A 13,057-nucleotide genomic window follows, 5' to 3' on the forward strand; every position below is an offset into this window, starting at 1 on the left:
TCTCATAAAGTAAAACAACCAGATTATTGTTTTAATAAAGGCAGTTTATACGGCGGGGTAAATATAAAACTGGTAGGAAGCTGAGCCTCCTCAATCTCCCGCAGGACACTGAATGGCTTCCTCGAGTTTACCCACGCACGAGAAAATGTGCAGTTCATTTTCGAAGAGTCTTCGTGCCTTCCGCTCCAATCACCTGTTGAAACTCAATATTACCATTTAACCACAGCCTACATAAAAAAAAGATGCAGCTCTGCATCTTTTAAAAATTCTCCAGTGCATGCCCGTCATCCTTTTGGGGCAAGTAAGGTGGACAGACTAGTAATTTGCCTATTAATACATCCTCATCCTCTTCATTACTTGCACTGACAGTAATCTCAACTGAATGAGTGTCACGATGAACCTGTGTCACCTCAAATAAAAATTGAATAGTACCATAATGGTACACCGGTGTTAAAAATTCGATTTCTTGTTTTAAGATATAACTACCTGGTCCAGGTAGATATTTAGAGATGGCGGAAGTTATAATTCCAGTTAACATAATACTAGGTACAACTGGTCTTTTATGAGGGGTCTGAGAGGCGTAATCATGTTGAATATAAAGAGGATTTGAATCGTTTGTTAAACCTAGAAACAGCAAAAGATCCTTGTCTTCAATCTTTTCTGTCAAGGTTAGTTTCTCTCCTAATGAAATATCTTCAATCGTTCTCCCAAGCTTTCGTTTTTTCCCTAGTAACATAGCATGTCCTCCCCCAGAATAAAAAATGCCTTTCTACTATTATTTGCAAAAAAATCGGGGAACATTCCCCGATTTTTTAATATGCTAGAAATATTAAACTAAAACAGCCATTACATTGCGTACAGATTCAGCTGACTTGTCAAGTTCAGCCTTTTCATCAGCAGTTAGCTCAAGCTCAATGATTTGTTCAATTCCATTGGCACCAAGAATCGTTGGCACACCAAGATAAATACCGTCATAACCATATTCTCCCTCAAGAAAAGCAATGGAAGGAAGAACGCGACGCTGATCTTTTACAATCGCCTCAACCATTTCAACAAGCGATGCTGCAGGTGCGTAATAAGCGCTACCGTTACCTAGTAAATTAACGATTTCGCCACCACCTTTACGGGTACGCTCAACGATTGCATCCAAACGTTCCTTTGGAATTAACTTCTCAAGTGGAATTCCGCCAGCATAGGAGTAACGTACAAGTGGAACCATGTCATCGCCATGTCCACCTAAAACGAAACCTGTAATATCTTTAACAGAAAGGTTCAATTCTTGGGCAACGAATGTACGGAAACGTGCACTATCCAGAACTCCCGATTGACCGATTACGCGGTTCTTCGGGAACCCAGACTCTTTGAACACAGTGTAAGTCATTGCATCAACTGGATTCGTTAATACTACGATATGACAGTTCGGAGAGTATTTAACTATTTCCTTTGTTACACTCTTCATTACCTTTTGATTTGTTTGCACCAAGTCATCACGGCTCATACCAGGCTTACGTGCGATACCAGCAGTAATTACAACTACATCAGAATCCTTCGTATCTTCGTAATTAGATGTTCCGATAATATTCGCATCAAATCCTTGTACTGGACCCGCTTCAAGCATATCAAGAGCTTTCCCCTTGGTTGGATTTTCCGCTTGTGGGATATCGACTAAAACAACATCACTTAGTTCCTTTTGAGCAAGAATAAATGCTGTCGTCGCACCAGTAAAACCTGCTCCAATGACTGAAACCTTTTTTCGTTTTAAAGACATAAAACATCCTCCTAGAATGACTATTTCAAATCTTAAAACTTTCTACTCGGTTACTATTGGCTGTTTTCAAATTGATTGTAGTTAATTCCATGGAAGTCCGAGAAAAGCGCCTTATTTAATAAAGGGGGGCTCTCCATTAATGAAAGCCCCTCCACGTTCTCTTTATTCCATATTCTTGATTAGCTCGTCACCGAACTCAGAACATTTAACCTCAGTTGCTCCGTCCATTAGACGTGCAAAATCATAAGTAACAACTTTAGAAGCGATTGTGTTCTCCATTGATTTTAGGATCATGTTTGCCGCTTCTGTCCATCCTAAATGTTCAAGAAGCAATACTCCAGAAAGAATAACAGATGAAGGGTTAACCTTATCTAACCCAGCATACTTAGGAGCCGTACCATGTGTTGCTTCAAAGATTGCATGTCCTGTTTCATAGTTGATGTTCGCTCCAGGAGCAATACCAATTCCACCTACTTGAGCAGCAAGTGCATCGGAAATGTAGTCTCCATTAAGGTTCATCGTTGCAACTACATCAAATTCTTTTGGACGAGTAAGGATTTGTTGTAAGAAGATATCAGCAATCGCATCTTTAACAATAATCTTTCCAGCAGCTTCTGCATCAGATTGAGCCTTGTTCGCTGCATCTAAGCCTTGTTCATCTTTAATGCGATCATACTCTGACCAAGTGAATACCTTCTCTCCGTATTCTCTTTCAGCAAGCTCATAACCCCAGTTCTTAAATGCACCTTCAGTGTATTTCATGATATTTCCTTTATGTACCAATGTTACCGATTTACGACCTTCTTTAATTGCGTAATCGATAGCAGCACGGACTAAACGGCTTGTACCTTCCTCAGATACTGGCTTAATTCCTAGACCAGACGTTTCTGGGAAACGGATTTTGTTTACACCTAGTTCAGTTTGAAGGAATGAAATTAATTTCTTTACTTCATCAGAACCTTTTTGATATTCAATACCAGCATAAATATCTTCAGTGTTTTCACGGAAAATAACCATGTCTGTATCTTGCGGACGTTTAACTGGTGATGGTACCCCTTCGAACCAGCGAACCGGACGTAAACATACAAATAGATCTAATTCTTGACGTAATGCTACGTTTAAAGAACGAATTCCCCCACCAATTGGAGTAGTTAGTGGTCCTTTAATAGCAATTAGGTATTCGTTGATTGCTTCAAGAGTTTCAGCTGGTAGCCACTCTCCAGTTTGATTGAACGCTTTTTCCCCTGCAAGGACTTCTTTCCAAACAAGTTTGCGCTCACCTTTATAAGCCTTTTCAACAGCCGCATCTAATACTCTGCTTGATGCTGCCCAGATATCAGCACCTGTTCCATCGCCCTCAATAAAAGGAACAATTGGATTATTTGGTACGTTTAGTACTCCGTCTTTTGTTGTAATTTTTTCACCTTGTGTCATGTTATATCTCCCTCCATTATTCGCTAGAATAGAAGGTTAGGAAACCTAGCCCTCTATTCTATTTTAAGATTAAGCAACCTTTATAAAGCTAATATTTCTTAGAGCTTAGTATGAGTTGCTATCTTTCTCTACTTTATCTATTAGAACAATTTTTAGCAAATAAGTAAATGATTTACACCCAGATTATCCTCTAAGTTCAACCCCAACATACTTTTGCATTCCTGGACCAGTATATTCAGCACGTGGGCGAATTAAGCGGTTGTTTGAGAACTGTTCAAGAATATGTGCAAGCCAACCAGATACACGGCTTACAGCAAAAATCGGCGTGAATAAATCATGGTCAATTCCAAGACTATGATATACAGAAGCAGAATAGAAATCCACGTTTGGTGGTAATTTCTTCTCACCCGTAACAATCTCTTCAATCTTTGTCGACATTTGATACCAATGCGGCTCGCCAGTTAAGTCAGTAAGCTTTGCAGACATTGTACGGAGATGCTTTGCACGAGGATCTCCCTGTTGATATACACGGTGTCCAAAGCCCATGATTTTTTCCTTGTTTGCTAGTTTACCTCGAATATAAGGTTCAACATTTTCTAATGTACCGACTTCTTTCAACATTTTCATAACTGCTTCGTTTGCTCCACCGTGAAGTGGGCCTTTTAAAGCTCCAATGGCCGCAGTCACACCTGAATATACATCTGATAAAGTGGCGACACAAACACGTGCCGTGAAAGTCGATGCATTTAATTCATGGTCAGCATGTAATACTAACGCCTTATTAAAAGCCTCAACAGCAATTGGTTCTGGTTCTTTTCCAGTAAGCATATACAAGAAGTTTGCCGCAAAGTTCAAGTCATTACGAGGTGCGATAGGTTCTAGCCCTTTACGGATACGAGCGAATGCAGTGACAATCGCAGGCATTTTTGCCTGCAGGCGGATTGCCTTACGGTAATTGGCTTCCTCTTCCATCACGTCTGCCTCTTCATCATGCAAACCTAAAAGTGAAACGGCAGTTCTTAACGCAGCCATCGGATGAATCTTATCAATTGGGTACAATTTAAAGTGTTCTAATACCTCTTCAGGTAATGCCATATTTTGTGCCAACTGATTTTTCAATTCTTCTAGTTCGGAACGAACCGGAAGTCTTCCATGCCATAACAAGTAAATGACTTCCTCGAAGCTTGCATTCTCAGCAAGATCATCAATGTTATAGCCTACGTAAGTTAGCGTGTCATCAATGATTGAACTGATAGAAGATGTTGTTGCCACTACCCCTTCAAGACCACGTGTTACTGTCATACTGAATCTCTCCTTCTCTTGGAAAATTTTCCCCATTTCGTATTTGTCTCTAAAATTACCTACTGGAGTTATAGAAATACAGCTTTCAGAAACAAGAAATTTCTGACTCTTAAAAATCGCACAAGCCTTCCTTCCCTTCCATTTCTCCAGTATCCCTATAGACCGAGCGCTTGCTCAGAAATAGACCAAAAAAGAAAATGCTTACATTTCTATTTTAAAGAAAAACCCGGATTACGGGTTATAGAACTTATGAAAGGAAGAGCAAGTATAATTACAAGTCCTATTATAAACAATTCTCTGACTTTTGTGAACGAAAAGTACTTAAATCGTAAAAAAATTGTTATTGCAAAAAATACTATTTAAATACTTCAAAGAATTTCATCGCCGCATAGGCAATCCCTGCGCCGATTAAAGGTCCTACCGCAACCCCTTTGAATAGGGACACAGCAAGGATTGTTCCTAAAACAAGTGCGGTGGTAATATGCGGATCAGCGGCGAGCAAAATGACTCCCCCTTTTGCTAAAAGCGCAACAAGGATCCCAGATATTAGTGCAATCCAAGCATAGGGTGTTTTAAAAGCACCAGTTAAATCCTTAAAACCAATCTCGCCACTTGCAATAGGCGCAAGAACAGCAATCGTAATAATCGTTACTCCCCAATTAATTCCTTTTCCTTGGATATAGGAAAATGCTTTGGAATCGAAACCCAAAAGTTTTATTACTAAAAGCACTCCAACCGCAATAAGCAACGATTGGTTTTTGGCAACCAGGCCAATGGCTAGTAATAAGCCCAAAAAGAGAAATGGTTCAAACACTGAAGTTTTTCACCCTCTCTAGGTTGATACTATTGTAACATAGTTTATTTCGTTTTTTCAAAATATTCATGTGCACGCCTCCACCTCTAACTATTGGTGCGTTTTAACTAAGCTCTTTAAAGCTCTTTTCTCATAAACTAAATTTTTTTACATGGCTATAAAGTTCTATTTATAATCCGAAAGCAACAATGTTTGAGAAAAGAGCCTTAAAAAAGGAAGGGATTTCTGATGAATTGGCGAATCCTTTTTTTACAATCTTTTATCTTGTTCCAAGGGGGAACAGCAGTTGAATCCAATCTATGTAAATAGAACCTTAAGATTTGTATTTGTTGCTTTAATTATCATTGTTTCACTAGTGTCTTTTTATTATTTATCAAAAATTACATACCCCTTTCTCATTGGGTTGGTTATTGCCTTTTTTATAAATCCACTGGTTAATTTTCTTGAAAAAAAAACAAAGATTCCCCGAGGAATCGCTGTTTTAATATCACTGTTGCTCCTATTCTCTTTGTTTGCCGGTCTTATCACCCTATTGGTAGTAGAGATTGTTGCAGGAGCTGAGTATTTATCCGAAGTGGTCCCAGGACATATAGAAACACTGATTAGTTATATTGAACTTGTCTTCGCAGCCCAAGTAATTCCCCTTTATAACCAGTTATCAGGTTTATTTATGAATCTTGAGACGGGGCAACAGGATACCATTCTCGAAAATATTCAAAGTGTCGGTACTCAGGTTGGTACAACCATCGGTAATTTCATCCAAGCCTTCTTTGAGAAAATCCCTAATATTCTCGCTTGGTTTCCTAGTGCTGCAACAGTAGTCATTTTTTCATTATTAGGGACCTTTTTCATTAGCAAGGATTGGTATAGGTTATCAGCACTAGGGGGCCGCTTTTTGCCCGGAAAGGCAATGTCAAGTGGGAGAACCGTCTTCGCCGATTTAAAAAAAGCATTATTAGGTTTTATTACGGCTCAGGCTACGCTAGTCTCCATTACAACAATTACCATCCTAATTGGTTTATTAATTTTAAAAGTTGATTATGCAATTACAATCGCCCTCGTCACTGGATTGGTCGATATTATTCCTTATTTAGGCACTGGCGCTGTGTTCGTTCCCTGGATCATCTTTGAGGCAATAGCCGGTGAAATGCACATAGCTATTGGCTTAGGGGTTTTATACATCATTGTTTTGGTTCAAAGACAGTTAATCGAACCGAAAATTCTTTCGTCCAACATTGGTCTCGATCCACTAGCCACGATTGTATCGCTGTTTATCGGCTATAAACTAATCGGCTTTCTAGGTTTAATTGTCGGACCAGTTGTTCTTGTTATCATCAACACACTTCATCGAGCAAATGTATTCAGAGACCTATGGGACTTTATTAAGGGCAAGGATAGTACAGACATTAAAAGCTAATTGACTATTTCAAAGGCTCTTTTCTCGACTTTCTTGCGTTTTGAAATGAATTAAGCTTTGTTCATGCCGAAATCAGTATTTGAGAAAAGAGCCTGCAAACTTACTCTGGCGTAGTAAATAACTAATATAATTTAGAATCGGCTTTAGAATTTTAACAACAACCTACCGAATAATGGTGATTGTACCTCTATCAATCCGGTTCCTGAAAATTCTTACAAGCCAAGCTTTAAAGTAATTCCTTGTTGGTGGAGCTAACAACAAAAAGCCCACAAGATCTGTAACAAAACCAGGGGTGAGTAAAAGAGTTCCACCGATAAGGATGCATATTCCGTCAAGCAAGGCATCCCCAGGCATACTCCCCCTCTGCAAACGATCTTGTACATTTCGAATGGCTGCAAGTCCCTGCTGCTTCGCTAAATAAGCTCCTAGTATCCCTGTTGCGATAATAATTAAGAAGGTTAGTGGGACACCTATTGTTTGTCCGACTAGGAGCAATATCGCAATTTCAATGGCAGGAATCAGCACAATAGCTAAAAATAAATACCTCATATTTACACCTCGCATAACTTGTCAATTACCCTATTATATGCACAATAGTTGCACGAAACTCAATATAAACGAATTGATTCCTTTCGAGCCTAGAGATGGGCCCTCTTTAAATCTTCTAGATACATTAAACGCTAATGAATAAAGCGGAGCCAGGAGAAGAAATCAGCTTGGTTTGAAAAATAAGCGGAGAAATTCCTCTTAATTTGGAAATAGCACTGAAAATACCCTAAATAGACGGAGAAACTCCGACTATTAACTCCAAAATCGTAAAAATGGAGTGGTTTTATTTGCATAACCGGAAAATCTCCCCTTATATCCCCCGAAACGAGCTCCAATATGAAATTAACCGGAAATTCTCCGCTTATATTGATTAAAATTATTTATATGATAAATTGCATATCAAACTGAGAGTGGTACAACAGCCATTGTACCACTCAATATGGCATATTTATTTCCCTATATAAGTTTCTTCCACCCAAAATGACTTTACACCCATAAAAAAAATGAGTGTCAATTTCATATGCAAATTGACACTCATTTTGACTTACATTTCTAATATTTGTAATAGGAAACGGAACCTATTGAGCCCAAGGCCCGTCCCCTTTTTAGCAACTTTTATAGCACATTCGCACGGCCGTTATAAACGACGCCTCGTTGTGCATCAACAGTAATTTCCTGTCCTTCTTTAAAAAGATCCATGGCATTATCGACACCAACAATCACTGGAATGCCTAGATTTAAGCCCACTACAGCTGCATGGCTTGTAAGTCCGCCCTCTTGAGTGATCAAGGCAGAGCATTTTTCAATGGCAGGAACCATATCTCGATCAGAGCCAACTGTAACGAGAATATCACCTTCTGAAACCTTACTTAAGGCTTCTTGTGCATTACGGGCTAATACTACTTTCCCATATGCACTTTTACGTCCGATTCCTTGCGCCTTTACAACAACATCACCAACTACATGAATTTTCATGATGTTCGTCGTACCGGATTCACCTACAGGGACCCCTGCTGTGATGACAACCAAGTCACTATTTTTGACCAAACCGCTGTTCATGCTATCTTCAACAGCATTCGTCAGCATTTCGTCTGTTGTATCCGCTTTTTTCCCAAGCTGTGGATAGACACCCCATACTAAAGCTAGGCGGCGCTGTACAAAATCATTAGAAGTTACCGCAACGATTGGTGCTTGCGTACGATACTTGGAAATCATTCTTGCCGTATGACCACTCTCTGTCGGAGTAATGATTGCTTTTACATTAAGATTTAAAGCGGTATGCGCAACAGATTGCCCAATCGCATCTGTAATACTATGCTCAGTAGTCTTACTACGAAGTGACAGCAGGTTTTTATGGTTTAATGCAGTCTCCGCACGTGAGGCAATATTATGCATCGTTTGAACAGCTTCAACTGGATATTGTCCTGCAGCTGTTTCTCCAGATAGCATAATTGCATCTGTACCATCAAAAATAGCGTTAGCCACGTCACTTGCCTCTGCCCGAGTAGGTCTTGGGTTGCGCTGCATTGAATCCAGCATTTGTGTTGCAGTGATAACTGGCTTTCCTAATGTATTACATTTCCGAATTAAATCTTTTTGAACGAGAGGAACCTCTTCTGCGGGAATTTCTACCCCTAAGTCACCACGAGCGACCATTAAACCGTCTGAAACCTCTAGGATTTCATCAATATTATCAACACCCTCTTGGTTTTCAATCTTAGGAATGATGTTGATATATGTAGCATTGTTTTCTTTTAACAGTTCACGGATCTCAAGAACGTCAGAACCGCGACGAACAAATGAAGCGGCAATAAAATCAACCTTTTGTTCAATACCAAATAAAATGTCCTGAGCATCTTTTTCAGTAATACCAGGTAACTGAACGGAAACGCCTGGGACGTTTACCCCTTTTTTATTTTTCAAGGTTCCACTGTTTAAGATTTTTGTTCTAATTTCGTTATTCTCTTTATTAATCTCAAGAACTTCAAGACCGATTAAACCATCATCAAGTAAAATTTTGTCCCCTGGCTTGACATCATCAATGAGCTGCTCATACGTAATTGAGAATTTTTCAGTCGTGCCAAGAACCTCAGTCATCGAGACAATGATTTCTTGACCTGCTTGGAGTTCAATCGCACCGTCTGTCATGTTATTTGTTCGAATTTCTGGGCCTTTTGTGTCTAATAAGATAGCAACGTTTTTGCCAGTTTTGGCAGCTGCTTCACGAATATTGTTTATTCTTTGCCCATGTTCATTATGATCTCCATGAGAAAAGTTTAGTCTGGCAACATTCATCCCGGCTTCCATCAAACTAATAAGATTTTCTACACTTTCACTTGCTGGTCCAATCGTACATACAATTTTGGTTTTACGCATAAATATTGCGACCTCCTGATTTACTGTAGCTGTTATATAGATAATTCACTTGAAAGCTTATATAAATCTAAATCCACTTTATGAGGCATAGCTAGTGCCTCAATGATATCATAGTCAACCAGCTTGTTATTTTCGATTCCGACAGCACGTCCACCTTTATCTGCTAATAAAAGCTCAACTGCCCTTGCACCAAGCCTACTCGCTAGAACACGATCCGTTACAGTCGGTGACCCTCCTCGTTGGACATGTCCAAGTACAGTCACTCGAATATCCATATCGGCTACCTCTTGAATCTGTTTGCTTGCTTCATAACCGTTCATTACACCCTCAGCAACAATAATGATGCTGTGTTTTTTCCCACGATCTTGACCCTTTTTCAGCCTTTGAGCAATTTCTTGAATATCCTGCTCAGCTTCTGGAATCAGAATCGTTTCAGCTCCACCAGCCAATCCGGCCCACAGAGCAATATCACCTGCATTCCTTCCCATCACTTCAACGATAAAAGTTCGTTCATGTGAGGAAGCAGTATCACGGATTTTATCGATAGCATCAATGACAGTATTTACAGCTGTGTCAAAGCCAATCGTAAACTGTGTTCCAGGGATGTCATTATCAATCGTGCCTGGAACTCCTACACAAGGGAAACCCTGTTCTGTTAAGGCCTTTGCACCGCGATAAGAACCGTCACCACCAATGACAACTAAACCATCAATTCCATGTTTTCTTAATTGTGCAATCCCTCTTTGCTGTCCTTCTTTAGTTTTGAATTCTTCACTACGTGCCGACTGTAAAAAAGTACCACCACGGTGAATAATATCTCCTACAGAGCCTAATTCTAACTTCTCTATATTTCCACTCATCAATCCAGCATAGCCACCTATTACGCCGTACACTTCAATTTCATGGTAAATCGCTTTTCTGACTACTGCACGTACCGCTGCATTCATCCCTGGAGCATCTCCACCACTTGTCAAGACACCAATTCGTTTCATAGCCAATCACCTCGTTTTTTCCTATTATGTAATATCCTTTCCAATTACAGCCGAAACCTTCCCTTTTCATGTAATATATAGTGAAACTTCGATTTATGAGGGTTATCCTGCCCTGTCAAGCTGAAAAATTTCACATCAATATTTTTAAAATACCATGAAGAATAGCCTATCACAACATAAGACTTAAAATACACTTAAAGACGGAATAATAAGTATAATGCAAGCGTTTTATTCGTGAGTAAAATGCAAGAAAATTTTAACCAAGAAAAAAACGTGCATCGCACGTTTTTAATTTACCCCGATATACTCATTTAATGAAGGGTTCTCACCAATCAATTTATATTTCTTATATCGCTGATTGACGAGTTCTTCCTCAGATAATTTAGTTAGTTCTAGCAATGAAGTCTTTAATGTTTCCCTAATCGCTTCTGCCTGGTAAACGAGATCGCGATGCGCCCCTCCCCTGGTCTCAGGGATAATTTCATCAATTACACCAAGTTTCTTCAAATCTGGAGCAGTAATTTTCATTGTTTCTGCTGCTTTCTTTGCAAGTGCGGCATCTCGCCAAAGAATCGAGGCGGCCCCTTCAGGGGATATAACAGAATAGGTCGAGTTTTCGAGCATATGCAGATGGTTCCCTACCCCCAGGGCAAGCGCTCCACCACTGCCCCCTTCGCCAATGACTACACAAACGACTGGTACTCTTAATCCAGCCATTTCAAAAAGGTTTCTAGCAATGGCTTCACTTTGACCTCTTTCCTCTGCTGCCTTCCCGGGATAAGCACCCTTTGTATCAATAAAGCAAATAATAGGTCGTTTAAATTTGTCTGCTTGCTTCATCAGCCTTAAAGCTTTACGGTACCCTTCGGGGTGGGGCATACCAAAGTTTCTTCGGATATTTTCTTTCGTGTCTTTTCCACGCTGATGACCAATTACCGTGACAGGCAAGCCATGAAATTTAGCAATTCCACCAACAATTGCTTCGTCATCACCATATACTCTGTCACCGTGGCATTCAAAGAAATCAGTGAAGAGATGAGCGATATAATCTAGGGTCGTTGGCCGTTGAGGATGACGAGCAATTTGAACACGATCCCATGGTTTTATATTTTCATATATATCTTTCTCTAACTTTTCAAGTCTGATTTCCAACTTTTCTATTTCAGATGAAAAATCCATATCTGTATTCTTCGTATACTCCCGAAGCTCAGAAATCTTTTTCCTGAGTTCAGTAACTGGTTTTTCGAATTCTAGTTCCCCTGCCAATTGATACTCCCTCCCGGCTGATGGATTTCCAAAATGGATTTAATATTGTCCCTTAAATCATGCCTTACGATGACAGCATCTAGCTGACCATGTTTTAATAGAAATTCTGACGTCTGAAAATCTTCAGGAAGTTCTTCTCGAATTGTCTGTTCAATAATTCGTCTCCCTGCAAAACCAATTAATGCTCCTGGTTCGGCTAAATTATAATCACCGAGCGAGGCAAAACTAGCTGAGACTCCTCCAGTGGTCGGGTGTGTCATAACAGAAATAATCAGACCACCATTGTCACTATATCTCTTTAGGGCCACGCTTGTTTTCGCCATTTGCATTAAGCTCAATACGCCTTCCTGCATTCTCGCACCGCCAGAGGCCGTAAAAATAATAAATGGTATGTGAAGTTCATCAGCTTTCTCAATGGCTAGGGTGATTTTTTCGCCAACAACGGAACCCATACTACCCATTCGGAAGGAAGCATCCATTATCGCTATTACTACATCCATTCCATCAATTTGGGCAGTACCAGTCACAACCGCTTCTTTTAATTTGGTTTTTAAGATGTCCTTTTGTAGTTTTTCTTCATAATCGGGGAATTGTAGTGGATTGCCAGAAGCCATTTCCTTATTCAATTCCGCAAAGCTGCCTGCATCAACCAAACTATCGATTCTTTCTTTAGAATTCATCTGATGATGAAAGTCGCAATGGTAACAAACCTTTAAATTCTTTATTAATTCTTTTGTGTACATGATCTTCTTACAATTTGGACACTTCGTCATAATTCCTTCAGGGACGTCCTGTTTTGCTGTTTCAGAAGGTATGGTGGCATATTTTTTCTTTTTTGTTTTTGTAAATAAATCTTTTATCAAGGTGAAACCTCCCTAAATGATTTTAAAAGGCTGATTTCGTAAAGATTGTTGTTAAAATTGTAAAAATCTTAAAGCCAATTTTTACTACCTAAAGCCGATTTTACCGAAACATGAGCTTTACACACTTCTTTTCTCGCAATTTACGCTAGTTCGAAGTATTCACATAGCTCAACCAGTCATATATATCAGCTAAAGCAACAAAGTTTGAGAAAAGAGCCTTTCAAAAAGACTGACATTCTCAGAAATGTGGCCAGACCACTGATAAGTACCTAATCG

Annotated in this window: 11 protein-coding genes; 1 reads left to right on the top strand and 10 read right to left on the bottom strand. The window is 39.5% G+C overall.

The window, feature by feature from the left end; translation table 11 throughout:
• Positions 1–259: 259 nt before the first annotated feature.
• The 5 genes from BMX30_RS04325 to BMX30_RS04345 form a co-directional block, all read right to left on the bottom strand.
• The gene (locus BMX30_RS04325) at positions 260–736 is read right to left on the bottom strand and encodes a MaoC/PaaZ C-terminal domain-containing protein (RefSeq protein ID WP_090741538.1); all 477 of its coding nucleotides are present in this window, start codon (positions 734–736) and stop codon (positions 260–262) included.
• Between the two features lie 93 nt (positions 737–829).
• Positions 830–1,768 carry a malate dehydrogenase gene (mdh, locus tag BMX30_RS04330; protein ID WP_090741540.1) on the bottom strand — a complete coding sequence of 313 codons (939 nt, stop codon included), beginning with the start codon at positions 1,766–1,768 and terminating at the stop codon, positions 830–832.
• A 162-nt stretch (positions 1,769–1,930) separates the two neighbouring features.
• Positions 1,931–3,202, bottom strand: a complete 1,272-nt coding sequence (gene icd, locus BMX30_RS04335; protein WP_090741542.1) for an NADP-dependent isocitrate dehydrogenase — start codon at positions 3,200–3,202, stop codon at positions 1,931–1,933.
• Positions 3,203–3,385: 183 nt separating this feature from the next.
• Positions 3,386–4,504, bottom strand: a complete 1,119-nt coding sequence (citZ, locus tag BMX30_RS04340) for a citrate synthase (protein WP_090741544.1) — start codon at positions 4,502–4,504, stop codon at positions 3,386–3,388.
• A 355-nt stretch (positions 4,505–4,859) separates the two neighbouring features.
• Positions 4,860–5,318 carry a DUF441 domain-containing protein gene (locus BMX30_RS04345; protein WP_090741546.1) on the bottom strand — a complete coding sequence of 153 codons (459 nt, stop codon included), beginning with the start codon at positions 5,316–5,318 and terminating at the stop codon, positions 4,860–4,862.
• A 286-nt stretch (positions 5,319–5,604) separates the two neighbouring features.
• Between BMX30_RS04345 and ytvI the strand changes: the two genes are divergently transcribed.
• Entirely contained in the window at positions 5,605–6,735 is a 1,131-nt protein-coding gene (gene ytvI, locus BMX30_RS04350) for a sporulation integral membrane protein YtvI (protein WP_090741548.1), read from the top strand.
• Positions 6,736–6,897: 162 nt separating this feature from the next.
• Here the strand turns inward: ytvI and BMX30_RS04355 are convergent, their stop codons facing one another.
• From BMX30_RS04355 to accD, 5 genes are all read right to left on the bottom strand, one after another.
• Positions 6,898–7,284: an FxsA family protein gene (locus tag BMX30_RS04355; RefSeq protein ID WP_090741550.1), complete on the bottom strand. Its 387-nt coding sequence runs from the start codon at positions 7,282–7,284 to the stop codon at positions 6,898–6,900.
• Positions 7,285–7,899: 615 nt separating this feature from the next.
• Positions 7,900–9,660 (bottom strand): pyruvate kinase, encoded by a 1,761-nt coding sequence (gene pyk / locus BMX30_RS04360; protein ID WP_090741552.1) that lies wholly within the window; start codon positions 9,658–9,660, stop codon positions 7,900–7,902.
• Between the two features lie 32 nt (positions 9,661–9,692).
• Entirely contained in the window at positions 9,693–10,652 is a 960-nt protein-coding gene (gene pfkA, locus BMX30_RS04365; protein WP_090741554.1) for a 6-phosphofructokinase, read from the bottom strand.
• Positions 10,653–10,940: 288 nt separating this feature from the next.
• Positions 10,941–11,918, bottom strand: coding sequence for an acetyl-CoA carboxylase carboxyl transferase subunit alpha (gene accA, locus BMX30_RS04370; RefSeq protein WP_090741555.1), 978 nt, complete (start codon positions 11,916–11,918; stop codon positions 10,941–10,943).
• Positions 11,903–12,781 carry an acetyl-CoA carboxylase, carboxyltransferase subunit beta gene (accD, locus tag BMX30_RS04375; RefSeq protein WP_090741557.1) on the bottom strand — a complete coding sequence of 293 codons (879 nt, stop codon included), beginning with the start codon at positions 12,779–12,781 and terminating at the stop codon, positions 11,903–11,905. Before accD ends, accA begins: the two co-directional genes overlap by 16 nt.
• Between the last annotated feature and the right edge of the window lie 276 nt (positions 12,782–13,057).

The organism is Mesobacillus persicus, assembly GCF_900109925.1.
Classification (GTDB): domain Bacteria; phylum Bacillota; class Bacilli; order Bacillales; family Cytobacillaceae; genus Mesobacillus_B; species Mesobacillus_B persicus.

Bases quoted from the DNA above. Each gene is read 5' to 3' on its own strand.
- BMX30_RS04355 (WP_090741550.1), bottom strand. From the start codon at position 7,284: ATGAGGTATTTATTTTTAGCTATTGTGCTGATTCCTGCCATTGAAATT.
- icd (WP_090741542.1), bottom strand. From the start codon at position 3,202: ATGACACAAGGTGAAAAAATTACAACAAAAGACGGAGTACTAAACGTA.
- mdh (WP_090741540.1), bottom strand. From the start codon at position 1,768: ATGTCTTTAAAACGAAAAAAGGTTTCAGTCATTGGAGCAGGTTTTACT.
- BMX30_RS04325 (WP_090741538.1), bottom strand. From the start codon at position 736: ATGTTACTAGGGAAAAAACGAAAGCTTGGGAGAACGATTGAAGATATT.
- pyk (WP_090741552.1), bottom strand. From the start codon at position 9,660: ATGCGTAAAACCAAAATTGTATGTACGATTGGACCAGCAAGTGAAAGT.
- pfkA (WP_090741554.1), bottom strand. From the start codon at position 10,652: ATGAAACGAATTGGTGTCTTGACAAGTGGTGGAGATGCTCCAGGGATG.
- citZ (WP_090741544.1), bottom strand. From the start codon at position 4,504: ATGACAGTAACACGTGGTCTTGAAGGGGTAGTGGCAACAACATCTTCT.